This window comes from Megasphaera sp. AM44-1BH, from assembly GCF_003467125.1.
GTDB lineage: Bacteria > Bacillota > Negativicutes > Veillonellales > Megasphaeraceae > Megasphaera.
In genome coordinates, this window is sequence record NZ_QSFA01000019.1 from 1 (window position 1) to 24,934 (window position 24,934).

Annotated in this window: 27 protein-coding genes and 1 CRISPR repeat array; of the genes, 16 read left to right on the top strand and 11 right to left on the bottom strand. The window is 46.6% G+C overall.

Features of this window, described 5'->3' with window-relative positions; all coding sequences use genetic code 11:
* Positions 1-230 precede the first annotated feature (230 nt).
* The 12 genes from DW949_RS10990 to DW949_RS11045 are packed head-to-tail and all read left to right on the top strand — an operon-like array spanning position 231 to position 7,837.
* A complete protein-coding gene (locus tag DW949_RS10990) occupies positions 231-1,316 on the top strand; it encodes a GspE/PulE family protein (protein WP_233539584.1) in 1,086 nt (361 codons plus the stop codon).
* The gene (locus DW949_RS10995) at positions 1,303-2,253 is read left to right on the top strand and encodes a type IV pilus twitching motility protein PilT (RefSeq protein WP_118023262.1); all 951 of its coding nucleotides are present in this window, start codon (positions 1,303-1,305) and stop codon (positions 2,251-2,253) included. Before DW949_RS10990 ends, DW949_RS10995 begins: the two co-directional genes overlap by 14 nt.
* Positions 2,250-3,458 (top strand): type II secretion system F family protein, encoded by a 1,209-nt coding sequence (locus DW949_RS11000; RefSeq protein ID WP_118023263.1) that lies wholly within the window; start codon positions 2,250-2,252, stop codon positions 3,456-3,458. The genes DW949_RS10995 and DW949_RS11000 overlap by 4 nt, the downstream gene beginning before the upstream one ends.
* 23 nt (positions 3,459-3,481) lie before the next feature.
* On the top strand, positions 3,482-3,865 hold the full coding sequence (locus DW949_RS11005; RefSeq protein WP_199595883.1) for a competence type IV pilus major pilin ComGC: 384 nt from the start codon (positions 3,482-3,484) through the stop codon (positions 3,863-3,865).
* A gap of 35 nt (positions 3,866-3,900) precedes the next feature.
* Positions 3,901-4,374 (top strand): prepilin peptidase, encoded by a 474-nt coding sequence (locus DW949_RS13990; RefSeq protein WP_118023264.1) that lies wholly within the window; start codon positions 3,901-3,903, stop codon positions 4,372-4,374.
* Positions 4,353-4,805 (top strand): Tfp pilus assembly protein FimT/FimU, encoded by a 453-nt coding sequence (locus DW949_RS11015; RefSeq protein WP_118023265.1) that lies wholly within the window; start codon positions 4,353-4,355, stop codon positions 4,803-4,805. Before DW949_RS13990 ends, DW949_RS11015 begins: the two co-directional genes overlap by 22 nt.
* Positions 4,753-5,142, top strand: a complete 390-nt coding sequence (locus tag DW949_RS11020; protein ID WP_147349058.1) for a hypothetical protein — start codon at positions 4,753-4,755, stop codon at positions 5,140-5,142. Before DW949_RS11015 ends, DW949_RS11020 begins: the two co-directional genes overlap by 53 nt.
* Positions 5,087-5,635 (top strand): type II secretion system protein, encoded by a 549-nt coding sequence (locus DW949_RS11025; RefSeq protein WP_147349059.1) that lies wholly within the window; start codon positions 5,087-5,089, stop codon positions 5,633-5,635. Before DW949_RS11020 ends, DW949_RS11025 begins: the two co-directional genes overlap by 56 nt.
* The gene (locus DW949_RS11030; RefSeq protein WP_118023268.1) at positions 5,622-6,065 is read left to right on the top strand and encodes a hypothetical protein; all 444 of its coding nucleotides are present in this window, start codon (positions 5,622-5,624) and stop codon (positions 6,063-6,065) included. The genes DW949_RS11025 and DW949_RS11030 overlap by 14 nt, the downstream gene beginning before the upstream one ends.
* A gap of 13 nt (positions 6,066-6,078) precedes the next feature.
* A complete protein-coding gene (locus tag DW949_RS11035; RefSeq protein WP_118023269.1) occupies positions 6,079-6,840 on the top strand; it encodes a hypothetical protein in 762 nt (253 codons plus the stop codon).
* Entirely contained in the window at positions 6,841-7,377 is a 537-nt protein-coding gene (locus DW949_RS11040) for a PilN domain-containing protein (protein ID WP_118023270.1), read from the top strand.
* Positions 7,378-7,384: 7 nt separating this feature from the next.
* The gene (locus DW949_RS11045; RefSeq protein ID WP_147349060.1) at positions 7,385-7,837 is read left to right on the top strand and encodes a hypothetical protein; all 453 of its coding nucleotides are present in this window, start codon (positions 7,385-7,387) and stop codon (positions 7,835-7,837) included.
* A 4-nt stretch (positions 7,838-7,841) separates the two neighbouring features.
* On the opposite strand, the gene DW949_RS11050 is transcribed toward DW949_RS11045, so the two are convergent.
* The 8 genes from DW949_RS11050 to DW949_RS11085 all read right to left on the bottom strand — a co-directional run bounded on the left by DW949_RS11050 (position 7,842) and on the right by DW949_RS11085 (position 15,432).
* Entirely contained in the window at positions 7,842-8,747 is a 906-nt protein-coding gene (locus tag DW949_RS11050) for a LysR family transcriptional regulator (protein ID WP_158570678.1), read from the bottom strand.
* A 356-nt stretch (positions 8,748-9,103) separates the two neighbouring features.
* Entirely contained in the window at positions 9,104-10,636 is a 1,533-nt protein-coding gene (locus tag DW949_RS11055) for an acyl CoA:acetate/3-ketoacid CoA transferase (protein WP_118023273.1), read from the bottom strand.
* 13 nt (positions 10,637-10,649) lie between these two features.
* Positions 10,650-11,555 (bottom strand): thiamine pyrophosphate-dependent enzyme, encoded by a 906-nt coding sequence (locus DW949_RS11060; RefSeq protein WP_118023274.1) that lies wholly within the window; start codon positions 11,553-11,555, stop codon positions 10,650-10,652.
* 14 nt (positions 11,556-11,569) lie between these two features.
* Positions 11,570-12,751 carry a phenylglyoxylate dehydrogenase gene (locus tag DW949_RS11065; RefSeq protein WP_118023275.1) on the bottom strand — a complete coding sequence of 394 codons (1,182 nt, stop codon included), beginning with the start codon at positions 12,749-12,751 and terminating at the stop codon, positions 11,570-11,572.
* Positions 12,748-13,017 (bottom strand): 4Fe-4S binding protein, encoded by a 270-nt coding sequence (locus DW949_RS11070; RefSeq protein WP_199595885.1) that lies wholly within the window; start codon positions 13,015-13,017, stop codon positions 12,748-12,750. Before DW949_RS11070 ends, DW949_RS11065 begins: the two co-directional genes overlap by 4 nt.
* Positions 13,018-13,035: 18 nt before the next feature.
* On the bottom strand, positions 13,036-13,575 hold the full coding sequence (locus tag DW949_RS11075; RefSeq protein WP_158570679.1) for a 2-oxoacid:acceptor oxidoreductase family protein: 540 nt from the start codon (positions 13,573-13,575) through the stop codon (positions 13,036-13,038).
* Between the two features lie 203 nt (positions 13,576-13,778).
* A complete protein-coding gene (locus DW949_RS11080; RefSeq protein WP_199595887.1) occupies positions 13,779-15,191 on the bottom strand; it encodes an FAD-binding oxidoreductase in 1,413 nt (470 codons plus the stop codon).
* Between the two features lie 31 nt (positions 15,192-15,222).
* The gene (locus DW949_RS11085; protein WP_118023278.1) at positions 15,223-15,432 is read right to left on the bottom strand and encodes a hypothetical protein; all 210 of its coding nucleotides are present in this window, start codon (positions 15,430-15,432) and stop codon (positions 15,223-15,225) included.
* A gap of 229 nt (positions 15,433-15,661) precedes the next feature.
* On the opposite strand from DW949_RS11085, the gene DW949_RS11090 reads away from it, so the two are divergent.
* A complete protein-coding gene (locus tag DW949_RS11090; RefSeq protein ID WP_118023279.1) occupies positions 15,662-16,429 on the top strand; it encodes an IclR family transcriptional regulator in 768 nt (255 codons plus the stop codon).
* 47 nt (positions 16,430-16,476) lie between these two features.
* Entirely contained in the window at positions 16,477-17,478 is a 1,002-nt protein-coding gene (locus DW949_RS11095) for a nucleoid-associated protein (protein ID WP_118023280.1), read from the top strand.
* A gap of 72 nt (positions 17,479-17,550) precedes the next feature.
* On the opposite strand, the gene DW949_RS11100 is transcribed toward DW949_RS11095, so the two are convergent.
* The 3 genes from DW949_RS11100 to DW949_RS11110 form a co-directional block, all read right to left on the bottom strand.
* Positions 17,551-18,291 carry a sulfite exporter TauE/SafE family protein gene (locus DW949_RS11100; protein WP_118023281.1) on the bottom strand — a complete coding sequence of 247 codons (741 nt, stop codon included), beginning with the start codon at positions 18,289-18,291 and terminating at the stop codon, positions 17,551-17,553.
* A 123-nt stretch (positions 18,292-18,414) separates the two neighbouring features.
* A complete protein-coding gene (locus DW949_RS11105) occupies positions 18,415-18,972 on the bottom strand; it encodes a biotin transporter BioY (protein ID WP_118023282.1) in 558 nt (185 codons plus the stop codon).
* A 114-nt stretch (positions 18,973-19,086) separates the two neighbouring features.
* Positions 19,087-19,680: a LysE family translocator gene (locus DW949_RS11110; RefSeq protein ID WP_118023283.1), complete on the bottom strand. Its 594-nt coding sequence runs from the start codon at positions 19,678-19,680 to the stop codon at positions 19,087-19,089.
* 275 nt (positions 19,681-19,955) lie between these two features.
* Positions 19,956-20,343: a CRISPR direct-repeat array (repeat unit 28 nt; unit sequence GTTAACTGCCGTATAGGCAGCTTAGAAA).
* Between the two features lie 205 nt (positions 20,344-20,548).
* Here DW949_RS11110 and cas1f point away from each other — a divergent pair.
* Together cas1f and cas3f are read left to right on the top strand one after the other, a co-directional pair.
* The gene (cas1f, locus tag DW949_RS11115; protein WP_118023284.1) at positions 20,549-21,550 is read left to right on the top strand and encodes a type I-F CRISPR-associated endonuclease Cas1f; all 1,002 of its coding nucleotides are present in this window, start codon (positions 20,549-20,551) and stop codon (positions 21,548-21,550) included.
* Positions 21,522-24,881 carry a type I-F CRISPR-associated helicase Cas3f gene (gene cas3f / locus DW949_RS11120; RefSeq protein ID WP_118023285.1) on the top strand — a complete coding sequence of 1,120 codons (3,360 nt, stop codon included), beginning with the start codon at positions 21,522-21,524 and terminating at the stop codon, positions 24,879-24,881. The genes cas1f and cas3f overlap by 29 nt, the downstream gene beginning before the upstream one ends.
* Positions 24,882-24,934: the final 53 nt, after the last annotated feature.

Genomic DNA, 24,934 nt, shown 5'->3' on the forward strand with positions numbered 1-24,934 from the left:
GATGACAGTTTTATTTTTTACTGTCTCTCATAGGGGGAGCATATCAAAAACTCATTTTGTTACAGCCCCCCCTTTTTGATTAAGTATTAAAATTTGATAAGAATATCATTAAAATACAATGAGATTATGAGAATAAAATTAAAATTACATAAGATGTTGATTAAAATCAACACACGGGACCATTTGCATGCTATGCTGGGAACAGACCAGAAAGAAAGGAGAAAATGACGATGTCTGAATGGAGTTTCCAGAAGGGAATGTCTGTACAGCCTTTTGTCCATTCACTGCTGGCACAGGCTGCGGAGATGGGCGCCAGTGACATACATATTGAACCACTGGACAGGAATGTGCGCGTCCGTTTTCGTATTGATGGCATACTACAGACAATCGGTCATATGGAAACAACGTTCTTGTCCCCTGTTTCAGCACGCATCAAAGTCATGAGTCATATGGATATTGCCAATACGCGGCTGCCCATGGATGGGCGGTGTGTCTGGAAAGGGAAAAATCATATGCTGGATGTACGGGTCAGTACGATGCCGACTGTACGGGGAGAAAAAATCGTCCTCCGCCTGTTTGCAGACCATCAGCCGTTCCATCTGGACGAACTGATTCCCTATGAGCCGTCCAGGCAGCTTCTGCGGCGTATCGTCCGGGGAAGCCAGGGATTATTTCTTATTTGCGGCCCCACAGGCAGTGGTAAGACGACTACGTTGTATGCGCTCCTGCGGGAACTGGATAGTCCCGAAATCAGTATTGCCACATTGGAAGATCCTGTAGAACTCCGGGTCAATGGATTTTGTCAGAGCCAGATTCATGAAAAAGGAGGACTGGCTTTTCAAAACGGGCTGCGTGCGTTACTCCGTCAGGATCCGGATATATTAGTCATCGGCGAAATACGGGATGCACAGACGGCCGGTATTGCCCTGCAGGCGGCGCTCACGGGACACCGTGTCTTCAGTACCCTTCATACCGCACGGGCCGTCGATGTACCGCTGCGTCTGCTGGATATGGGACTAGAACCGTTTCTGGTAGCCGAAGCCTTATCAGGCATGGCTTCCCAGCGTCTGGCAAGATATCGCACGGAAGACGGCTATCGCGGGCGGTTCTGTCTTTGTGAGGTCGTTCGTTCCGGTCCTTCTATGAGACAGGCTGTACAGAAAAGGGAGGAACGAAAAAAACTGTTAGAAGCAGCATCAAAGGATAAGGCGGTTTTCATGAATGAATGTATCCGCCATGCCCTCCGGGAACAGTTGACAGACGAAAAGGAAATCCACCGTATTTACGAAGAGGAGGGAGACGATGTCGATTGCTGATGTCATTGCGTTTGCCGTAATAAAACAGGCAACGGATATACACGTGCAGGAGGGATGCCCGGTGATGCTGCGCATAGGGATGGAACTGATTCCCTGTAAGAACTGGTTTGTTACAAAAGAGGAAATCCGATACTGGCTGCTGGCCCAGGGCTGGAGCGATGGAGAAGATGAATCTTTGTCTGCGCGATGGGATGAAACGATCCGGCTCCGCGTACAACTTTGTCAGGCATATGGCGGGTTTTATGCCGACATCCGCATTTTATATCCTCTGTCATCGCTGCCAGCGGATGAGGATGAGCCGTTACTGCAGCGGCTGGCGTGTTGTCCTGATGGCCTGATTTTAATCTGTGGACCGACAGGATGCGGGAAAACCACGGCATTGTGGCGGATGATCCAATATCTGAATGACCATAAAAAATATCATATCATTACGCTGGAAGATCCTATAGAAATCGTACTCGGCGAAGGACATTCTCTCATTACCCAGCGGGAACTGCATTGTCATTTTACCAGTTTTTCCCAGGCTGTCTGTCAGGCGCTGCGGCAGGATCCGGATGTAATCCTTATTGGGGAGATGCGTGACCAGGAGACCATGGACGCCGCACTGACTGCGGCTGAGACTGGCCATCTCGTCTTTTCTACACTGCATACCCGGTCTGCCGCTCAGGCGATAACCCGTTTTGTCGGAGCATATCCGGGAAGCCGGCAGGAGGAAATCCGGTACCGGCTGTCACAGGTTTTGCAGGCCGTATTAGCCCAGCAGAAAGTATGCTCCCGGCAGAAGACCCGTATTGTCAGAGAGGTTTTATTGCAGACACCTGCCGTATCCCAGCTGATCCGCACTGGAAGGGAGCATCAGCTGCCATCGCTCATGCAAATGGGAGCAGCTCTGGGGATGCGCACAATGGAACAGGCCAGACAGGGTGGAGCAGGATGAAACAGATACATTATAAGGTGACGGCCAGACATTCTTCGGGCAGTGTTGTGACACGGCATTTGCATGCTCCCTCAAGAACTGCAGTATATAAAATGATGGAAGCGGGAAAGTGGCAGGTTCTGCGCATTGAAGAACTGCCGCAGCGGACATTACCGCTGCCAGAGCGCCGGCACAAAATGAAACCACAGGAACTGGGAAGCTTTTTTAAAGAACTGGCAGAAATGACGAAAGCAGGTATTCCTTTTGTGGACAGCTGGTGCCTGCTGGTCAGACAGTTGCCACAAAGCCGTAAAAAAGACGTGCTCATGCAGATAGGCGATGAGATGGAAAATGGATCCAGTCCTTCGGTTGCAATGGAGACATCACAGATTTTTCCCGGGATGGCCTGTTGTTTATTGCGGGCTGGCGAGCATTCGGGAAATCTGGAATCCGTATTATCCATTCTTGGGACCTATTATCAGGAAGAAAACCGGCAGAAGCAGCAGTTGATACAGGCGATGATTTACCCTGCATTTCTTCTCGCAGGTACGGGTCTGCTGCTCATAGGAGCCGTTTTTTATATCCTGCCTGTCTTTGCATCCATGTTCACTGCGATGAATGTGCCATTGCCATTTTTGACAAGAGGTCTTCTCTGGTTTCAGGCAATCTGCTGCCGTTACGGTGTCGTGTTATTGGGAGTTTCAGGGTTACTGGTGGCCCTCGTAGTATATGGATACAGGCGACCGCATATTCGTTTGTCCATTACGTCATATATGATGCGGATTCCCCCCTATAAACGAATGTATTTGTCATGGTGCTGGCAGCGTTTCAGCCGGGTCATGGCTATGCAGCTTGCCAGTGGTATTCCTGTTCTTTCGGCAATACGGGATGCGGCAGCTGTTACGCCGGGCATCTGGTTTCAGAAGCGGATGGAATATTGCAGCAACTGGGTGCGGTCCGGTCATTCGTTTCTGGAAGCTGTACAGAGGGAAGACATCACGACTCCTTTTTTGGAGGCTATGATTCTTGTGGGAGAGAATACGGGTAATTACGATACAGCCTTTTTGAGAATTGCTGCTTATTATGACTGGCAGATTGCCCGCTGGTCCCAGCGTATATGCCGCCTTTTAGAGCCGCTGACACTGGCTTTTATGGGACTGATTATAGGTTTGGTAGTCCTGGCTTTACTGCTGCCGCTTCTGGATGCGGCGGCTGCTATTGTATAACATATGGAGAGGAGTGTTTGAATATGTACTCGATGGTAAAAAAATGGTGTCATCCCGTCCGGAATGGGTTCTCCCTTCTGGAAATGCTGATTGTCGTTTCTATTATACTGGTTATAGCGACGATTGCCGTTCCCAAATTCAGTTCTGCTGGTGATAAAGCCAATAAGGCGAAAATACAGGCCGACCTCAGGACAATCAGTAACGCTGCTGCCGTGTATCAGTTTGATACCGGTGCGTATCCTGATACAGTCGAAACGCTGGCAGAAAAAGAGTATCTTGAATTTGTACCGAAACCGCCTGCCGGGGCTGAGCAGTACAGCATTGCCGATGGGGTAGTACAGGTTACACTCAATGGGATTACCTATACGTCAAAAAATCCCGAAGGGAATACAAAAAATGAGCCATAAAGGAATACGTTTGAGAAAGGAATTGGGTGATACGGATGGCAGACAGCCTTGAGCTGTGTTCTTTTCCCGTACTTTGCTGGTTGGGTATAGTGATCGTATGCTCGTCGGTTATCATATATACGGATATCCGTTACTACTGGATTCCCGACGGACTGGTCCTGCTCCTGCTTTCGGTAAATGGAGCTGCCTGCCTGCTCCGGCTGGTACAGCCAGACTGGATTCTCAGTCTGGCCTGTCTGGCCGGATTGTCCCTGGCCGCTTTCTTTATGCCCGGGAGTATTGGCTGGGGAGATGTGAAATTAATAGGTGCCCTTTCTCTGGGCAGTTCAGGCATGATGTTGTACAGTACTCTTTGCGTTGCCTTTTGTTCTGCTTTGGCATGTGCTGTCATATATTGGCTTATATGTCATAAAAAGATCATACCTTTTGCCCCGTTTTTAATAAGCGGGTGGTGGATTTCCTTTTTTTTTGCAGGAGAATGGATTACATGGACCGGATTACTGATATAAAAAGAAACAAAGGATTTTTGCTGCTTGAATTATGTCTGGCTGTATCCATATTACTAACCCTTGTCGGCTTGACTGTCATTCCTCCCGGATCCCCTGCAGAAAAAATGCACCTCGAGGCGCTTACTAGAGAAATGGCATGGGACCTGGCTGCAGTCCGCCAGCATGCTGTTGGTAATAATGGCAGCGGGCCAATCTGGAAGCTTTCGGTCCGTCAGCAGGAATATGTCGTTCTGGCGGGTACACGGATTATAAAGCGCCGAAGCTATGAAAAAGATGTGAAACTATGCAGTACGGCATACAGAAAAGATTTTTATTTTGATGAACAGGGCCGGCCTAAAGGAAATCAGATGAAAATTGTATTGCAAGGGAGATGCGGCCATGAAAAGAAAATTGTTATTGCCGCCCAGACCGGGCGCATCCGGATGGTATAACTGTGGATTCCTGCTGCTCGATGGCATGGCTGCCGTTGGTGTTGTTTTGGCTTTCATACTGCCGTCTGTCTTTATGATGCAGGAGACCGTGCGCATATATTCCCGGGCAAATACATGGCAGCAGGCAGCCAGTATAGCCAGGAATGAAATGGAATATCAGAGAATGAAAAAAGATGGAACAGAAGATACGATACGCTGGGTACAGGGAAAGCCATATTACGTGCATAGTGAGAAATCCATATGGGATTCTGAATGTGTGCGATATGATGTGGAGGTGCTGGATGATGGAGGAAAAAAGATTCACTGTACGCGTCTTGGATGGGAAAACGAGCCGTAAGCAAAATGGATTTATATTGCTGGAGATGGTATTGGCGTCTTCTCTGACGGCACTGATTTTACTGGCAGTACTGCCTGCGGCCGTACAGGCAGTGCGCATGTTTGAATATGGCTGTTCCTGGCAGGAAACGGCCTTACAGGGAATACATCTGGAAGATACACTGACTGTATCTCTTTCCACGGCTTCTTCTCTGCGTGTGACCGATTCGTCGGTACGATTCCTTACGGACCAGAAGCTGCGCAGCGGTTTCCTGATACGGCAGGGTATCGTATATAAATGCCTTGATGACGGGACGGTACAGCCTGTGACTGGAACAGAAGAAACAGGACGAAATAAAATTACCGTAAAGCCCCTGGAGCCGGGATGCCCTGTTTTTTCACAAGAAGGTGAATGTGTCCGCATAGCGATGAATCTGATACATGAAGCAGGTTGTATCTGGCGGTGTGAATTGTGGATACGTCCTGGAAACGGGATAGCCTATGAAGCGTCGTAATGGTTTTATTATGCTTTTTACACTGTGGACAGGGATGATCATCTTTGGCTTTTCTATGGCTGCAGCCGCGTTAGCCCATCAATACGAAAAACAGATAGAAATGTATAGCTATGCTGTTGAGGCGTCTTATCTGGCAGAAAGTGCGTTGATTATGGGACAGCGGCAATGCGGGATAGAAAAGGATCCGGAACTTCCGGAGAAATGGGAACAAAATCTTTCAAAACTGGCTGAAACATCAGGCCCGGACAGAAATGTCAAAGTAGTACGCGTATTGTATCAGACTGGACCAGAATGTGTATCGGGAACACTGCGGGGAATAGCCCGTGTCGGACCCGATGCCGTACAACAGACACGGGCGCTTTCTTTTGATGCGGTCTATGATCATCCGGGTCAGAAATGGGTGTTTACATTTCATGACTACAAAATATAAGAGGTGCTGTAAGATGAAAAAGTGGGCACAAAAGGATGTGGTTCTCTGGCTTTCTCCTCACGCAATTCATATCATCAAAAAAGAATATGACTGGCTGCATCGGTGCCGGATTGTCCTGGGAGATACGTATGCGGAAATTCATAATGCACGGTGGATGGAAGAAAAAGATACGATTCAGGCTGTTCTGCAACATGTCCTGGAGATATATGATCTTTGTGGCTGGTCCCTGTCTCTGGTATTAAGCGGTCCTCTTGTTTTATGGCAGCTTTGTGAACTGCCGGCAGAAAGCGATGCCGAAGGAAGAGAGGCTGTTGTCTGGTCAGAACCATTGGCTGGGAAAGAAACGGAATATATCTTTGATATCTGCCGCATACATAAAAGTGATGGGCAGGATATGCATCCGTGGATCCTGGGGGCCTATCCCCGGTTTGCCATCGAAACCGTTTGTAAGGCTGCAAATGATGCGGGACTGCGTGTCAGAAATATATTGCTGCTTCCGGGCGTCATCAATAATCAATATGCTGGTACAGACGGTACGTTTTTTCTGCAGGAACATAAAGATTTGCATGTTATGGAAATAAAAGAAGGCGTTGTCATATCATATGCATTTCAACAAGGTGCCATAAGCCAGGTGGATAGTACGGAGTGGTTTCGTATGAATGTGAAAGAAATCGCTACGCAAAACCTGTGTCAGCCTGTATGGCAGAAAAAAACAGAACAGTTCCAGCACAAATGGCACATCCAGGGGCCACCATCGTTATTGGGAACTATATAGATGAATATTAAAATCAATTTATTACCAGAGACAGAAAAAGCGCATAATGAAAGCAGGTCTGTTTTTCTTACCATTTTTCTTTATTTTGCCATCGTTGGTGTCCTGACTGTGTGGATACTGAATTTCCTGTATATATACGAAATCCAGACGATGAAACAACGATTTGATCAGACTCTGCTGCCCGTACAGTCGGAGATTCAGGTCCATAATACGAGGATGAAAAAAAGGAAAGAAAGAGTACAGTTACTGCAGGATACAGGGGGTCCTCACTGGCAGGCGATGCTGGTATGCCTGGCCGATACGAAGCCGGCTGCTATCACGGTGAAACGAATTCTGGCAGAACGGGGCACGCTGAAGATAGACATATCCAGTCGTCAGCAGTCAGCCGTACGGGAGTGGAAAGAAAAATTACAGAACTCACCATGGTTTTCCAAAGCATATATACGGAAATGGCAGATGAAGGGAAATGAAAATACGGCAGAACTGCATTTATTGTTATATCATGAAGATACGTCAAAACCTAAAAAAGATGCATAGACAAGACGTGAAGAAGAGATTGGGCGGACTTTTCGGGGTGATTCTCCTTTTATCCCTATGGTGCAGTTTTACCTTGTACAATACCCGGAATGAATGGCAGAAAGCGATACAGTTGCTGGAACAAAATAGTGTCATATTGTCTTCTATGCCAAAAATGAAGACAGATTATGATATGCCCTTACTACAGGATGGTATTGCTGCTTCGGAAGAAGCTGCCCGGGAAAGCCAGATGCATCTGGTATCTATCCAGGAAGAAACCACTACGGTCGGGCAGTACCGGATGGAATTAATGGGTTCCTATCAGAATCTTATCTATTTTTTGAACACCATGTCTGTGAATTATCCATCATGCGGGATTCATATAGAGCGCATAGAACCAGAAGAAACAGCGTTATATATCCGGATGATGGTAACGAAAAAAATGGGTGCGCAAAAGAAAAACTATGATGCGGAAGTTTGATGGATTACATCTTGTCCGTGTCCGTACAGGAGAACCGCTCCCGGATCAATGAAAAAAATGTTTTTAGTGCTGGGGAAATCCATTTATTCTTTTTATGAATCATCAATGTTTTAATATGATAATCCGGCCCGCCCCAGGGCAGGCGTATGAGTGATTGCGCATGAAGTTCATCCTGGACGGCCATAGCCGGCATATAGGTAATTCCTAAATTACTGGCCACGAGTTTCTTGATAGCAAATATGCTCTCTACTTCCAACACCTGTGCTGGAAGTACGTGGTACTGGGCAAGCGTGTTTTCAAAAGCCGTGCGGTAGCTGCAGCCTTTTTCTGCCAGAATCAGTGTCTGACCGGAAAGATCGCCGATCTCTACCGTGTCCCGTGACGCCAAAGGATGTTCTGGTGCAGCCAGAAGATACATGGGCTCATCGAATAAAATCCTGGCAGTACAGGATGAATCCTGTATATGCTGCCCCAGGAGAAAGGCTACGTCGATACGCCCCTCACGCAGAGCCTGGTACAAAAGGTCCCAGGAGCCAAACTGCAGCCGTAAATCGACATGGGGATACCGTATATGAAACTCTTCCAGGACACTGGTAAGTCTCATAATACCTACAGATTCCATCGTACCGATGGTAACCGTTCCACTCAGACAGGTTTCGTTGATGATACTTTCCCTGGCCGTCTGGGCCAGTTCTACTATTTGTTCGGCATAGGGCAGCAATAGTTGTCCCTGGCTGGTCAGGATAGTGCGGTGTGGCAGGCGTTCGAAAAGATGGGTTCCCAGTTCCTGTTCCAGCTGCTGGATCTGCCCGGTAATCGTAGACTGGGCATAGCCTGTTTTCCGTGCAGCTTTCGAAAAACTGCCCAGGTGGGCGATGGCAGTAAACGTTTTTAACTGGCGTAATTCCATTCCGGTTCCTCCTCTGCGTGTTCGGAATTTCCGATACAATTGTTCAAGTATTTCAATTTTACAGATAGGTTTGTTAGTGATAGTATAATACATGAAAAGAGGAAATAAAAGACCGGTCTTTCCAGAAGTGAAAAAAAATTTGTATTCTGATACGGGAACAGGAGGAACTTGCCATGACTATTCAGATGACACAAAAAATGCTTGCTCTGACCGGTATTCTGTTGATACTTTTTATGATTATCAGTAATTTATAATATGTACATTGCCCGTTCATATATACGCCCAAATATATGATATCTCCCACAAACATACAGCAGGAACCGCATTTAAGCGGTTCCTGCTGTATGTTTGTGGGGTTATATAAATAACGATGTATCCATTCTTTTCAGGGAAGGAGCTATAAGAGGCTGGAAATCCATTTGCTGAAGGATATCTTTTTCCAGCTCTATGCCAGGTGCCAGCTCTGTCAGCATGAGGCCCTTATCGGTGAGAACAAATACAGCCCGTTCTGTTATAACCTGTACGGTCTGGTGGTGGGCCAGAGCATACTCAGCAGAAAAGGTGATTTGTTCTACCTGTTTTTTGAATTTTTTATATGTCCCCTCCTGTACAATGTGTAATGCTCCGTCAGAACAGGATACCTGTAATCCACCAGCGGTAAAGGTCCCAAGAAAAATAATATGACGGGTATTCTGAGAAATATCAATGAATCCCCCTGGTCCGACAACACGACCGTTAAACCGGGAAACATTGACATTTCCGGCACAATCCATTTCGGCCAGGCCGAGAACGGCCAGATCGAGACAACCGCCATCATATAAATCCAGGATGTCAGCTGTTTTATATATGGCTTCAGGATTTACGGCAGCCCCCATATCAAGACCTGTCAGAGGAATGCCGCCGAGAACACCTGATTCTGTTGAAAACATGAGATTACCGATCCCCATTTCAGCGGCAGCGGAAGCCACTCCCTGAGGCATGCCGATTCCCAGATTTATGAGGGAACCGGGACTTAATTCCTGGGCAGCCCTCATAGCACAAATTTTACGGATGGAAAGGGGCATAGGAGAAAAAGCTGCCAATGGCTTTTTGATCTCTCCTGTGAGTTCGGGCCGGAATGCGTCTGTGGCCAGACTCTGACAATGATGTCCGGGAGGCGCCTTGACGACGTAATCGACCATAAAGTGATGGAGTTTTACAAGACGGGGATCGAGAGTACCACGGGCTACTATATCTTCGACCTGTACGACGACAATGCCACCAGAATTGTGGGTAGCCGCGGCCAGTTCCAGCTGATCACACTGCAGGGCTTCTTTTTCTATACTAATATTTCCTTCTTCATCTGCATACGTACCACGGAGAAAGCAAATATGAATGGGCAGTGCCGGAAAAAAGAGATATTCTTTTCCATCGACATGGGTAAGACGGACCAGATCCGGACCTTCGTGACGCGTCCGGTCATTGGCTTTACCGCCTTCCAGCCGGGGATCGACGAAGGTATGGAGACCTGTTTCCGTCCAGACGCCGGGCTGGTGTGCTGCCTGGGCACGGAATAGTTTCAATAAGACACCGAGAGGCAGCATGTAGGCAAGACATTTATTTTCCTGGATAGACCGGGAAAAATCCGGTTCCAGCCCTGCGTGAGAGGAGATAAGTGTCCGGACCAGGCCCTCCGCTGCCAGACGGTCGCTGCCATGCCCTTTTTTATCACTATCACCAATTATTTTTATGAGAGTCAGATTTTTAGGTGATGATGTGTGCTCATATCGTTCCTGCAACGCTTCTAAGAGATAATCCGGCAGACCGAATCCGACAAAACCACTGTGTGCCAGCGTATTGCCATCATGGACAAGCGCTGCTGCTTCTCTGGCGCTGATAACCTGAGTCATAGGATACCCTCCTTTATGATTCCGATAATTTTTTTAAAAGTTCAAAACGGGCATCCACCATGTGTTGTATTTCAGAAATTGCCGTATCACTAAGTGCTTTGAATTTACCGATGCCTTTTACAAATTCGGATACAGGAATCGGTTTGGGATTCGTATCATTTAATCTATAGGTCCCGTTTTTACATTCCCAGAGAGGGAACATATTGCTTTTGACGGCCCGGCGGGCAATGGAAATTCCTTCATGACTTTTGTAAGCCCAGCCTGTAGGGCATGGTGAAAAGACATGAATATAGGCAAATCCTTCTTTGCTGGCAGCCAGTCCCTTTTGTATTTTTTCTATGAAATCTTTCATATGACTCGGTGATGCGGTGGCGCAATACGCTATATTGTGCATAGCCATGATCAGCGGCATATATTTTTGTTCCTGCGGTTTACCGCTGATGACACTTCCCAAAGGTGTCGTCGATGTCCGTGAACCCCGTGTTGTCGTAGAGCTGCGCTGATAACCTGTATTCATATATCCTTCATTATCATAGCATATATACAGCATTTTTTCACCGCGTTCAGCCGTGGCAGACAGACTCTGGAATCCACAGTCTGCCGTCGCCCCATCACCAGCCAGGGCGACAATATTGACATCACTGCGCCCTTTGCGCTGATACATACGGGACAATCCGCTTAAAAACGACGCTGTATTGTCCAGCAGTGTGATATGGACAGGCGTTTTCTGGCCGTTTGCTTCATTCCATCCGACAACACCGGCACCAGCCATGCATCCTGGCGGTATAGCGAAAATAGAATCAGGTCCGGCAATCTGCAATACACGGCGCAGAATCAGTTCGGCACCACATCCCTGACAAGCTGATATACCGGGAGATACCAGGTCAGGTGCGTTTTTTAATATATCAATATAACTCATAATGACATACCTCCTCAGTCTTTTAAGAGCCAATGTACCGGTCTTTCACCAGGTTGATTTTTCCCTTTTTCCAGTATATCAATGACACCCAGTATTTCATCCAGTGAGATATCGGCGCCACCGAGGCCTCCGATTGTTGAAAAATGGCAGGCATGTATTCCCTGATCAGCAAGAGCTGCTTTTACTTCCATATGCATGGGACCCTGACTCCAGCCGAAGCAGCAGCTCCGGTCTATGACGCTGAATGCTTTTTTACCGGCCAGGGCATCTGCTATCCTTGCAGCCGGGAAGGGGCGTGTAAAGCGGATACGGATGAGACCGGCTTTGATTCCGCGGTCTCTGGCGATGTCTACAGCATCTTTGGCTGTACCTGACATTCCGGCAATAGTAACCAAAACGACATCGGCATCATCCAGACGGTATTTTTCGATACCGCCGCCGTAGGAACGACCGAATTGTTTACCAAATTCTGCATCAATTTCTTCTAGTACCGTCAGGGCCTGTTCCATGGCTTCAAGATGATTTTTACGGTATTTCATGAGAAGAGGGCCGGCAGTAAGCGGGTCGAGCGAAAGAGGATGATCTGGATCCAAAACGGCTTTCATGGATTGTGCCGGATCGGGAAGAAATGCGTCTACAGCTGCCTGATCCGGAATCAGCACTCCTTCTGTCAGATGGGAACTGTAAAAACCGTCATAGCAGACGTTGACGTGGATGCGGACACGGGAATCTTCGGCAAGGCGATACCCTTGAATGATCATATCGACGATTTCCTGTGTACTTTCGCAAAATACCTGTATCCATCCTGCTTCCCGTACACTCATAGCATCCTGCTGACCGCTCCATACCGTTTCCGGAGAGGTCATTTCCCGTGTAGCCAGGGCCATAACCATAGGCAGGCGGAGAGTAGACATGCGGAAATACGGCTCATACATCAGAGCGAGTCCCTGTGCTGATGTGGCGGTGAAAACACGTCCTCCGCCGGCAGCGGCACCCTGTACGGCGCTCATAGCCGAGTGTTCACATTCTACCTGGATCATTTCTGCATCTAATTCCCCGTTATATACTTTGCCAGCCAGTCGTTCGACTACTGATGACTGGGGTGTGATTGGATAAGCGGCAATGACATCAGGCCGGCAAAGTGCAGCGGCTTCAGCAGCTGCATAATTTCCTGTCAGTACAACCTGCTTGCTCATTGGGCATTACCTCCTTCTGGTTCCATAGAAATTGCTTTTTTAGGACATTCTGCCGCGCAGATTCCACAGCCTTTGCAATAATCATATGTGATGATATAGTCGTTGCCACGGGAGATGATGGCATTGACCGGACAGTACGCAAAACATTGCCCGCAGCGGATACAGATATGTTTATCCATGACAGGACGGAATACCCGCCATGAAGCCGTATCTAGTATGTACATTCCCGTATCTCCGACTGGAGTGATATAGTGACGTTCACTCATATTGATACCTTCCTTCCTTTATAAGCGATGAATCTGAATAGAAGCAGCAGCTTTTTCTGCGGCTGTACGATTTATAGTTCCGAAGGTTTGGGCAATATCCTGCAAAAGACGTTCCATATCGACAAGGCCGGTAGCAGCAGTAAAAGCTCCCAGCATTGCCGTATTAGGCATATTCCGGCCCAGCAGCTCTTCTGAAATTGTCGTTGCATCAACCGTTACCACTGTTCCGGTTTCTTTGGGAACGTGCAGATCTTCCACTGCTTTTTTTGTATTGATAATTATCATGCCGCCATCTTTTAACCCAGCATACGTGTCGGGTGAGGTAATCAGAGAATCGTCGAGAATCAGAAGGATATCTGGTGTATAGACCTGCATGCGGCGACGGATGGGTGTATGGGACAGACGCAGATATCCAAACACGGGGGAGCCTTTTCTTTCAACTCCGAATGCCGGAATAGACTGGCCATAGAGACCTCCTTCTACAGCTGCCCGGACGACGAGTTGTGATGCCTTGACGACACCCAGGCCGCCACGGCCATGTAAACGGATTTCTTTCATTGTCATCGCTCCTTTTACAAAAAAATGTTCTTATAATAAAACTGATGTATTAATATATGAACTCTATACCTGAATTATAGACAATATAAAGTGAAATGTCAATAATACACGCCAAATTTGTTCATATAAAGATATTGATGTATTGATATGCGAATAAACGGACTGCCTGAAAAGGGCAGTCCGTTACGTGATGCAATATGAAATTATACTTCTTCCAGATCGACTATTTTACCGGGATTCATGATATTATTCGGATCCAGGGCGTGCTTGATAGCACAGACTAATTCATATTCAGCAGGCTGGGTGCAGGCTTTGAATTCATCTTTTTTCTTATAGCCGATGCCATGTTCACCGGATATTTTGCCTCCCAGTGCATAAATGCGTGGAAAGAGATCGTGGTGGAATGCGTCAAGGGTATGCAGCCATTGCTCTGGCGACTGGCCTTTCGTATTGAGAGCCAGTGTATGCATATTTCCATCACCAATGTGGGCTGAAGTTATTAAATACAGGTTATGCTTCTTTTCCAGTTCAGGAATCATGGACATCACATCGGGGATTTTATCCAGAGGGACAACAAAATCTTCGGTCATGAACATTTTATCGGCATCGCGACAAGCTTCTGCGAGGCAACGGCGGATGCTCCAGATGCGGTCATCGGCCTGCAGGATATCGACGGCACCCAGTTCATCGCATATATCGCTGACGATTTCCATTTTTTTGTCCAGTTCGTCTTCATCGAACGTTTCTACAGTGATGATGACATAACAACATCCTTCATTTCCATGGGGAGCCGTAACTTTGACAAAATTACTGCACAGCATGACGCATTTATTATCCATGAATTCCACGCTGGTAGGATCGATGCCGGCTTTTTTTATGCGGTTAGGCAATGCAAGAGCTGCACTTTCCTCTTTAAAGATGGCCACCAGATCGAATTTATAAGGGGCCAGGGGCAATAACTTTAATGTGATTTCTGTTACGATGCCAAGCGTCCCTTCCGCACCGCAGATGAGCTGTTCCAGACAATATCCGGTAGAACATTTTTGCAGCCGGGCACCGACTGTTACAATGGCTCCTGTTGGAGTGACAAGCTTCAGGCTGTAAATCTGATGACGGGTCGTACCATACTTTACGGCCTTATTGCCGCCTGCATTAGTAGCTATATTGCCACCAATCATACAGCTGTCGGCACTGCATGGATCACCTGCATATAACAGGCCATGCTCGTGAGCCGCTTTTTGCAGATCGATGGTCCTGACACCGGGCTGAGTGACGAGATACATATTGTCCGGGTCGATTTTCAGGATTTTATTCATCCTGTCCATCGTGAGAACGATGCCGCCATAAACAGGAATTGCCTGACAGCAGACGTTTGTTGCGCCAGCACGGGGTGTAATGGGAATCAGATAGGTATTGGCCAGTTTTACGATTTCCGCTACCTGTTCCGTCGTTTCCGGAAAAACAACTACTTCAGGCTTGTGAAACCATACCGGATTCCCTTCTTCATCGGTCTGATATGATTCCAGTTTTTCTGCATCCGTCGTCAGGCCTTTAGGGCCAAGAATCTGGGTCAGTTTTTCGATACATTCCGGAGTTACAGGGTTGAAATGGGACATAATAATTCCTCCTTGTCAGGGTAACTATCGTTCAGATTATATCAACTGGTATTTTTTTTGTTTCTTTTGTGCGGTTTTTCCAGACCGTGGCTATCAGTGTTCCAAATACAGTAGTCCAGACAATCAGGATGGCTGGCGGAATGGCTGACATCGGGTCGAAATAGGTGATTGCCAGAGTTACGGAAAGCGCTGTCTGCTGCACTCCTACTATGAATGTCATGGCTTTGCGTTTATAGTTCATATAATAATACACATAGTTCAATATACGAATTCTTTAATGCTATTATATAAAATCAATATTCTCTTGTCAATAAGTAATGGAAACAATGCGTATCCTGACGATATATTCTGTGCCTGCCGGTCTGGTAGTAATTCTTTGTGGCTTAGTATATAATTAAAATGATTCATCATTTCATATACTTAAACCGTATAGAACTTCCTATTTTATATCAGGACCAGGAGGCAGGATTATGATTCCGGCAGAGGATAAAAAAAAATATATACTTAATTCAGTCGATAATGCGTTATCGCTATTTAATCTTTTTTTTGATTATGAAGAGCTGACCGTCAATGATATAGCAAAACAGTTATCTATCAGCCGCAGTACGGCATTTCGTTTTGCTGTGACCCTGGAGAACCGGGGCTTTCTCACCAAGACAGACCATGCTACGTATCGTCTGGGGCTGAATATGTTTTCCCTGGGAATGCTGGCGTATAATCGGATGGAGCTGGTTTCTCTTGTACATCCGTATTTACAGAAACTGGCGGAAGAATGTGGCGAAACCTGTCATCTGGCTATACTGGACGATGCCGTTCACGTCATGTTTATCGACAGGGCACTGGGAACGAATCAGCTGAAAATGGAAACAGCCATGGGATATCGCCAGTTTGCTCATATGACGGCAACGGGAAAGGCTATTCTGGCATATCAGTCGGCCCAGACCGTCAACGAATACATAAAGAAGACAGAGTTCAGACAGATGACACACCATTCCGTAAAAGATGCATCGGAATTATTGCGTTTGCTGGATACGGTGCGGGAAGAAGGCTATGCCTGTGATAATGAAGAAGCTGAATATGGTCTTACCTGTTATGCCCGACCTATTTTAGATGTGACAGGGCGATCTTTTGCCGCTGTCAGTATATCGGGTCCGACGACGCGGATGGAAAAAAATAAGCATGACCATCTGGAACGGTTACAACGGTTAGTGGACCACGTTGTCCAGACGATTGTCTGACTTTTCCGGACTGGCATTTCAATCATTGAATAACAGGGGGAATGACCATGATGATACAAAAAGCAATCCTTCATATTCTGGACTTTAATACGAATATATGTATTCTGTCACAACAAGATCTCGATTTTTCCAGTGATGTCGTGTATGAATATGTAGATAAACGGATAGAACGACTGCTGAAAGATGCCGGACAGCAGACAGGCGTTTTTTACGCTACCAGTTCGTTCCAGCATGTATTGCAAAAGCTCCAGATGGAAGAAATAACCTTTGATGATGCAGCAGCAGCTATTGCAAAAAAAACATATGATATACTGTCTCATTGTGATGAAACGGAATCAACGGACCTTCTCGTCGTCGATTTTAACGACGATGATGATGTACGGACACTGGCAGTGTTGATGCTGGAAAATAAAACGGCCTATACTCATCAGGTACTGGATGAGGAAGGACATGTGTACAATAAACTTATCAAACATTATGCTATTTTGCCGGGGACGGGACAGAAAATAGAAGCTTATGCTTTAATACGGTTTGATGATTTTTCTATCCGCTTTGTCGATAAGAAACGGAAATGTAATGGGGAAGATATGTATATCCTGCCGGACCGGCTGCTTCAGTGCACGTCCTGTATTTCTGGCCGGGATGCAGTAAAAATGGTAAACAAAATAGCTGCCCAGGTGGCAGAAGATCATGGTGGCAGCAGTGTCGAAGCCTTATCTAAAGCCAAGAATTACCTTGCGGATCATGCAGAGACATCCGATTCTTTATCACCTAAGGAACTGGGGGCTGTTGTGTTTTCAGATAACAAAGAAATGCAGAATCAGTTTGAACAGGAAATACAGGAAGCACAGCTGCCTGACCAGGTACCGGTGCAGCAGGATTTTGCCCGGCGAACTGGAAAAACGCATAAGATAAAGACTGATACGGGAATCGAAATCACTTTTCCATCGGAATATATTGATAATTCTGATTATATTCAGTTTATTAATAACCCTGACGGAACCTTGTCTATCGAATTAAAAAATATCGCTAAGATTGTAAATAAATAAAACCATAACAGCCCATATCCTGCCCGCTTACTATAGGCAGAATATGGGCTGTTATGTTGTGATTTTCACGAGTTACCCGGCTAATACACTATAAAATGTGTACAGACAGACGAAATAAAGCATACAGAAAATGAGCCGGCGGAATAACTGGGGAGATACGTATTTTAAAAGTTTTTGTCCCAGAAGGATTCCCAGAACCAGGGCCGGTATCATATACGCCGACTCATATACGGCATTTGTAAAATCGATACCATTAGCGGCGAAGAAGGAAATGGAGATAATTCCGCTCAGAAAGAAAAAGAAGACACTCGTACCGCGCAGCTGCTGAGGCGTAAAGTCAGCATAGGCAAAGTACATGATGAGTGGTGGTCCGGCCATGCCTGTTGTGACTCCGGACAGACCGGAAAGAAATCCTGTCAGCATATCATTGCGGTGACACTGGCGGAAATGATGATGGGAAAACTGCATAGCCAGTAACGAGAGAAAAATAACGGAACCGACCAGGATTTTCAGCTGGCTGCTGGAAAAATGATGATAAATGAGCATGCCAGGAGGCTGGGCAAGCATATATCCGATAATGATAACGGCAACGACCCGTGTCCGGGCTTCCCGGAATACAAACGGCAGCTGTACGATATTTGTACACATAGCGACGACGAACATAATGAGTACAGTAAGCTTGGGGTCATAGAAAATCATCAGTAAAGGGGCGGCAATGATAACCAGTCCGAAACCCGTGATGGCCTGCATGAGAGCTGCCAGAAAAATGACAAGCGCCGGCATCAGATGGGCCGTTATGAGAGAGATATCCAACGAATCACTTCCTTTTCCGGAATAGTTCTATCATAATGGTAGCATAGCAGAAACAAAGTATCAATGTAAAAAAAGACTGCCTATGAATTTTCATCATACGCAGTCTTTGGTATAAAAGGATAATCAATCGTGATAGAGCGTATTGATCCGCACCCCTAAAAACGCAGCCAGGACAGCTTTGGCAATATCTCCGGGAATGAATGGGAATACGGCCATGACACAAGCCTGCCAGAACGTTACCTGCAGTACCAGCATCATAGAAATGACTCCGCCCAGATACGTGATGGGAATCCCTATGATGACTGCAATAAGAGAATAACGTATAAAGGAATTTTTCCGGCCTTTTAACAAGCTGACAAGGGGATAAGCGATGGCGAATGCAATGATAAAGCCCCCTGTCGGTCCGAACAGTCTGCCGAATCCTGCCGTTCCACCGACAAATACAGGCAGGCCGGCGCTTCCCAGAAGAATCCAGACGAGCATGACAATAAGCGTTTGTTTTGGTTTCAAAATAAACGCAGTCAGATTCATGACCACTGTCAGAGCCGTAATCATTGCCGTGGTAAAAGGCAGGGGGATGGATATATAGGCAGAGACACAGCACAATGCCACGCATATGGACATTTTTGTTATTGTACGGATAGAATAGGCCGGATGTAATACTGCTTCACGAGTCGCCATTATAGATCACCTTTCTGTCATATAAGAATAACTACAGGCAGTATTATATCCGTTTTTTTCAGATAAGTCAACTTCACTGTATTGTAAATAGGTTAACAATAAGAAGCGGCACGATTATATCCAGATTTCGATTACAGAAAATAAGAGGAGTACGCCGAGAACGATAGAAGTACTTCGTTCATGGGACGCAAAATAATGGCGGAATGCTGCGCCTGCCAGGGCCCAGAGTACATTAGAAATGGAACATAGCAGGCACATGACGATGCCCAGAAGAAGACGGGGAACAAGAGACGTAAATGCCGGCAGGATAAAGACCATGTATCCCATGAGGAAAAAAAGCATGACCTTGACGTTTGTCAGATTGAGGACAAAGCCGGAAATAAAAAGACGGCTTTTTATATTTTTTTCTTCTTTTTCTGCCGAAGCTGGCTGAGGTTTAACAATTTTATATGTCAGATATAGAATATATAAAGAGCCTAATGCTTTAAACGGAGTTTCTAATTGGGGAATCAGTTCCTGCAGCGTGGCAGAACAAAAATAAGCGGCACCGTCAATAATGAAAAAACTGAAAAAAAGGCCCCAGAGAAAAGGAGCAGCCTGTTTAAACCCTACTTTCTGGCTGACCGATAAAGACATGAGATTATTCGGCCCTGGTGTAAAGGACATGCCTATACAATACATAAGAAATGCGGCTAATTCTGACATCATACAAAGCACCTCGCATCAGATAAGATATTTCATCAGTAATCCTGATTTATCCGTTAAAACAATTATTATTTTATTATATATTTTCAAGAGAAACAATACATGCTGTATCGCTTCTGTTGCACTATTTTTTTCGGCGTGACTTTTAACCAAAAATTTTTCCTTTGCTCGCAGACCTTAGAAATCACAGGATTTTGACAAGAGCCCGAAATTTTGGTTAAATAAAAGTAACCTGTTGTGAGCTTAAGCAGGATGAGGATATTCGTGCAAAAGACTCCGTTAACTGCCGTATAGGCAGCTTAGAAAACTGAGTGCAGCGTTTTGCCATCGTATGACGGGTTAACTGCCGTATAGGCAGCTTAGAAACAAATCTGTATTCGTATAAAGGGCATGATTTCGTTAACTGCCGTATAGGCAGCTTAGAAAAAATACAAAAATTATATAGACACGTATAAACTGTTAACTGCCGTATAGGCAGCTTAGAAAAAACAAGGGGCGTGCTAATCAAGAATAGCACGGTTAACTGCCGTATAGGCAGCTTAGAAATCAGACGAACGCCCACCTCGAATATGAAAAGTGTTAACTGCCGTATAGGCAGCTTAGAAATACGACTTCAATGGTCCGGGACGTAAGGTCTAGTTAACTGCCGTATAGGCAGCTTAGAAAAACAGAAACGACAAAACCTGTTTATGCTACAGTAAAAATACTTTCGTAAAGGCGTGCCCGTGGCGCGCCTGCTATGGACATGTAGAAATACACTAGGACGTGTCTTCTGGCACAGCTCCTATGCATAAGAATACTGGCCGTGTGTTTTTTATCGCGCTTTTGATGACGTAATTAACGGATTTACACTAAGGATGAAGGTGATGTCATGACAAGAGCAGAAATTGAAGCATCGAATTTAAAAGTCATTCTACATTCTAAGAGGGCGAATATTTATTACCTAGAAAAGTGCCGAGTTATGCAAAAGGATGGGCGCGTGCTTTATCTGACAGAGGGGAAGCGGGAAAATCAATATTGGAATATACCGATTGCCAATACGACGGTACTGCTGTTGGGGACGGGTACATCCATCACGCAAGCTGCGATACGGATGTTAGCTATGGCTGGCGTAATGGTCGGGTTTTGTGGTAATGGTGGGACCCCATTGCTTTCGGGTGTAGAAATTGAATGGCTCAGTCCTCAAAGCGAATACCGGCCAACGGAATATGTACAGGGATGGCTTTCCTTTTGGTTTCAGGCAGATAAGCGGTTAACAGCGGCGAAGGAGTTCCAAATGAAGCGATGCCAGTTCATCGAGCAGGTCTGGCAGAAAGATCGCGACTTGCAGAGTTGTGGCTTCTATGCAGATGACGATGAAATCCAATCGGCTATGCATCGTTTTCAGCGGATCATCCGGCAAGCCGTGGATATCAAGCAATTGCTGGCAGGTGAGGCAATCTTTACGAAGGCGCTTTATAAATATGCGAGTGAACACGTCAATATGCCAGATTTTGTTCGCCTTCATGATGCTCCTGCGGGAGATAAAGCTAACATCTTCTTGAATCACGGCAATTATCTGGCCTATGGCATGGCTGCGGTCACCCTTTGGGTATTGGGGATACCGCATGGCTTTGCTGTCATGCATGGAAAAACACGGCGCGGGGCCTTGGTCTTCGATGTTGCCGATCTCGTAAAAGATGCCATTGTCCTGCCGGGTGCATTTATCTGTGCGGAAGATAATCTCCGAGATCAGGAATTTCGTTCGTATTGTCTGCAGAAATTTGCGGAACACAAGGTAATGGACTTCTTGTTTGAAGAAGTAAAACGCGTGAGCCAATTGTGGGGAAAGGAGGGACCGTATCATGATGGTACTGTTTACCAGCCGCAGTGAGAAGAAAGCCTTGTTGACGGTTCGCCGCATCTTGGATCAATTTGCAGACCGCATCGGAAATGATACATGGCAGACCATTATGACACAGGAAGGCGTACAGGAGGTCAGGAAGCTCCTGCGCAGGAGTGCGACAAAAAGCACAGCGGTGTCCTGCCGTTGGATTCGCTCGCGCAATCGCAGCCAGCTTCTCTGGGTAGTGGGAAACCGTGATAAATTCAATGCAGAGGGCGTGGTTCCCGTCAATACAACGCGTAAGAATATCCTGCATAAGGAGTGGGAGGGCGGTTGGCCATATCTTGCCTTGCTCAAGGCATTGACAGCTGTCGCAGCGCTTTTTCATGACTGGGGCAAATCGTCTGACCATTTCCAGAAAAAGCTGCGGTCGTCGTCGATGGAAAAAGATCCGTATCGCCATGAGTGGGTCTCCTGCCAGTTATTGGCAGCCGTGGCGAAAATCAGTGGTGATACACAGGATGACGATGCTTGGATGCATCTTTTCTTGGATGGCAAACTGAAAAAGACAACCTTAAAGAACGAGATGAAGAACCGGAACAATCAGGCAGATTCATTGCCGGCGATGCCGCCAATTATGCGCATCCTGGTTTGGCTGATTCTGTCGCATCATCATTTGCCCGTAACTCGGAATGAAATGGAATGCAAAATCTGTGCAGAAGATCCACCCATGTCGTTGGAAAGACTTTTTTTGACAGTTAAAGCGGAATGGGGGTATGAAGGCGTTGTACCGGCAGGGGAGAATCCCTGTTTTTCTTTTTCAAAAGGCTTCTTGCTGGATGATGATGACTGGAATAAGGCGGTCAAAAAATGGCTGACCCGTCTACTCCGGGAAAAAGCACAGCTGCAACAGCTCTGTACTGACTCAAGCTTGGCTTTGCGTCCGCTCCTTCTATATGTGCGGGAAGCCTTGATGCTGGCAGACCATTTTGTCTCTTCCCAGAAATGTCAGACAGATATACCAATTGAGGAGCAGAAAAAGGTTTTATATGCCAATACAGATGGAAATAAGCTCTGTGATAAATTGTCTTCTCATTTGACACGTGTGGCTACTCAAGCTGTCAATATTGCGCACCAGCTGCCCCTCTTTGCAAGCGAGATGGATGTGGCTGATACCGTGCGGTTTGCATCGGCGAAGGCGCCCTATCATTGGCAGGACAAGGCTGTTCGCGAAATCCAATCGGCCAAACAGGATGGAATAGATCAGGCTTGGTTCATCCTAAATATGGCAAGTACGGGTTGTGGCAAGACCACAGCCAATGCCAAACTGATGCAGGCTTTGTCACCAGATGGCAAGGTCATGCGATATACGTTGGCATTGGGATTGCGTTCACTAACGCTCCAGACAGGCAGTGAATATCGGGAACGCATGCATTTGACCAAGGATGAACTGGCCGTCATCATTGGTTCCCAAGCTATCGAAGCACTATATCAGCAGGAGAAGAATGAAAATACAGAGTCGGAGCAAAAGAGTTCTCCTTGCGAAATTGGTGGCTCAGGAGAAGAAGAGCTCCTGGAAGATATGCTTTCCTTTGAAGATAACTTCACGCACGATCAGTTGAAGTATCTGGACATTTACCTCGATGGGCGCAAAAATCCGCAAGCGAAGAAAAATGGTGCCTTCCTGTTCAAGCCGGTGTTGGTGGCGACAATCGACCAGATTATCCGTGCGACAGAGGTGACACGCGGAGGGAAGGGACTATTGCCTTTCCTTCGGATGATGTCAGCTGACCTCGTCATTGATGAAGTGGATGATTTCTCGCCGGAGGATTTGACAGCCGTCGCCCGGCTCGTCCATTTAGCGGGTGTGCTCGGACGCAATGTGATTTTGTCTTCTGCGACGATTCCGCCGGACTTGGCACAGGGAATGTATCAGGCTTATCAGGATGGCCTGTGCTGCTATAATGCATTTTCAGACCAGGCGAAATCGATGACTGCTGTCTGGGTGGATGAGTTCCGTTCTGCATCCTCCGCCATACCGCTGCAGCAGCCGAACCAGTATGGGTTGGCCCATAAGAACTTTATTGAGAAGCGCGTCAAGAAGTTGCGGACACAGGTCGTGAAGCGGAAAGCTGTCGTAATTTCTTGCCAGCCGCAGGCAACGAAAGAACTGTCCTGGCAGTCGTATGTTGAGGCTATGAAACAGGCTGTCCAGCAGCTTCATAGTAATCACCATGTCATTGATGAGAAAACGGGCAAGGAAGTGTCCTTTGGCCTCGTGCGACTTGCCAATATCAATCCCTGTGTCAATATGACACTTTCCCTGTTGTCGGCTGACTGGCCGGATGATACAGCGGTGTTCCTCATGTGTTATCACAGCCGTCAGGTTTTGCTGCTTCGCCATGAACAGGAAACGTACCTCGATTATGTTTTGCGCCGTAAGCATGAGAAGGAAAAACGGGTCTCATTTCAAGATACAGTTCTTCGTGCCCATTTGGATAGGAACCAAAAGCAACGGTGTATTTTCTTGGTAATTGCCACTCCGGTAGAAGAAATTGGACGTGACCATGATTTTGATTGGGCTATCGTAGAGCCCTCTTCCTATCGCTCGATTATCCAGCTAGCAGGACGTGTACATCGTCATCGTCCGTGTCTGCAGGATATATCTGCTCCCAATATTGGTGTCATGCAGTTTAATTGGAAGGGGATGGCCAATCCCGGACAGAGAGTCGTCTTCTGTAGACCCGGTTTCGAAAAAACTCCGCATTATCTGTTGCAGAGCCATGACATGAAGGAGTTAGTTCCTACCGATAATTGGGCGCATATCGATGCTATCCCTCGCGTGCAAATTCCAAGGCCGCTGCGTCCTCAGTCGCAATTGATTGACTTAGAACACCAGAGATTGGCAGATTGGCGTAGTCTCGACGATAAATCACCGGACAAAGTGGGTGGCTGGCAGCAGACTTGCTGGTGGATGACAGGCTTACCACAGTATCTGTGTCCGTTCCGTGCAGGGGTTCCTGATAAAGACCTGTGCTATCGATACGATGCAGAGAAGGGGATGTTGGGCTTCTATAAAATAGATAAGGGTGAATATATACCATACGGGGATATGTGCAATCTGAAATCATACCCTGAGGAGAAGCTGAATCCTTACAGAGAGCGGTTCTGGTTGTCACGCTCTTATATGGCGTCTCTTCAGGCGCAAGCTGCTAGAAAAATGCATTCCGATGAAGATGAAGGAAATGTTCTGCAGCGTATATCCGAGCGGTATGGGCAGCTGACTCTCCCAGGCTATGCAGATGAATCTGCCAGGACATACTGGTATGATGACCAGCTGGGAGCATTTCACATCTTGGTGAAGGAAAGAAAGGGATAGTCAGTTTAGCTCGTTTCTGTTATAATGAATCAGTAGTATCTGCCGTGCAGGCA

Bases quoted from the DNA above. Each gene is read 5' to 3' on its own strand.
- DW949_RS10990 (WP_233539584.1), top strand. From the start codon at position 231: ATGTCTGAATGGAGTTTCCAGAAGGGAATGTCTGTACAGCCTTTTGTC.
- DW949_RS10995 (WP_118023262.1), top strand. From the start codon at position 1,303: ATGTCGATTGCTGATGTCATTGCGTTTGCCGTAATAAAACAGGCAACG.
- DW949_RS11000 (WP_118023263.1), top strand. From the start codon at position 2,250: ATGAAACAGATACATTATAAGGTGACGGCCAGACATTCTTCGGGCAGT.
- DW949_RS11005 (WP_199595883.1), top strand. From the start codon at position 3,482: ATGTACTCGATGGTAAAAAAATGGTGTCATCCCGTCCGGAATGGGTTC.
- DW949_RS13990 (WP_118023264.1), top strand. From the start codon at position 3,901: ATGGCAGACAGCCTTGAGCTGTGTTCTTTTCCCGTACTTTGCTGGTTG.
- DW949_RS11015 (WP_118023265.1), top strand. From the start codon at position 4,353: ATGGACCGGATTACTGATATAAAAAGAAACAAAGGATTTTTGCTGCTT.
- DW949_RS11020 (WP_147349058.1), top strand. From the start codon at position 4,753: ATGAAAAGAAAATTGTTATTGCCGCCCAGACCGGGCGCATCCGGATGG.
- DW949_RS11025 (WP_147349059.1), top strand. From the start codon at position 5,087: ATGATGGAGGAAAAAAGATTCACTGTACGCGTCTTGGATGGGAAAACG.
- DW949_RS11030 (WP_118023268.1), top strand. From the start codon at position 5,622: ATGAAGCGTCGTAATGGTTTTATTATGCTTTTTACACTGTGGACAGGG.
- DW949_RS11035 (WP_118023269.1), top strand. From the start codon at position 6,079: ATGAAAAAGTGGGCACAAAAGGATGTGGTTCTCTGGCTTTCTCCTCAC.
- DW949_RS11040 (WP_118023270.1), top strand. From the start codon at position 6,841: ATGAATATTAAAATCAATTTATTACCAGAGACAGAAAAAGCGCATAAT.
- DW949_RS11050 (WP_158570678.1), bottom strand. From the start codon at position 8,747: ATGGAATTACGCCAGTTAAAAACGTTTACTGCCATCGCCCACCTGGGC.
- DW949_RS11055 (WP_118023273.1), bottom strand. From the start codon at position 10,636: ATGACTCAGGTTATCAGCGCCAGAGAAGCAGCAGCGCTTGTCCATGAT.
- DW949_RS11060 (WP_118023274.1), bottom strand. From the start codon at position 11,555: ATGAGTTATATTGATATATTAAAAAACGCACCTGACCTGGTATCTCCC.
- DW949_RS11065 (WP_118023275.1), bottom strand. From the start codon at position 12,751: ATGAGCAAGCAGGTTGTACTGACAGGAAATTATGCAGCTGCTGAAGCC.
- DW949_RS11070 (WP_199595885.1), bottom strand. From the start codon at position 13,017: ATGAGTGAACGTCACTATATCACTCCAGTCGGAGATACGGGAATGTAC.
- DW949_RS11075 (WP_158570679.1), bottom strand. From the start codon at position 13,575: ATGAAAGAAATCCGTTTACATGGCCGTGGCGGCCTGGGTGTCGTCAAG.
- DW949_RS11080 (WP_199595887.1), bottom strand. From the start codon at position 15,191: ATGTCCCATTTCAACCCTGTAACTCCGGAATGTATCGAAAAACTGACC.
- DW949_RS11085 (WP_118023278.1), bottom strand. From the start codon at position 15,432: ATGAACTATAAACGCAAAGCCATGACATTCATAGTAGGAGTGCAGCAG.
- DW949_RS11090 (WP_118023279.1), top strand. From the start codon at position 15,662: ATGATTCCGGCAGAGGATAAAAAAAAATATATACTTAATTCAGTCGAT.
- DW949_RS11095 (WP_118023280.1), top strand. From the start codon at position 16,477: ATGATGATACAAAAAGCAATCCTTCATATTCTGGACTTTAATACGAAT.
- DW949_RS11105 (WP_118023282.1), bottom strand. From the start codon at position 18,972: ATGGCGACTCGTGAAGCAGTATTACATCCGGCCTATTCTATCCGTACA.
- DW949_RS11110 (WP_118023283.1), bottom strand. From the start codon at position 19,680: ATGATGTCAGAATTAGCCGCATTTCTTATGTATTGTATAGGCATGTCC.
- cas1f (WP_118023284.1), top strand. From the start codon at position 20,549: ATGACAAGAGCAGAAATTGAAGCATCGAATTTAAAAGTCATTCTACAT.
- cas3f (WP_118023285.1), top strand. From the start codon at position 21,522: ATGATGGTACTGTTTACCAGCCGCAGTGAGAAGAAAGCCTTGTTGACG.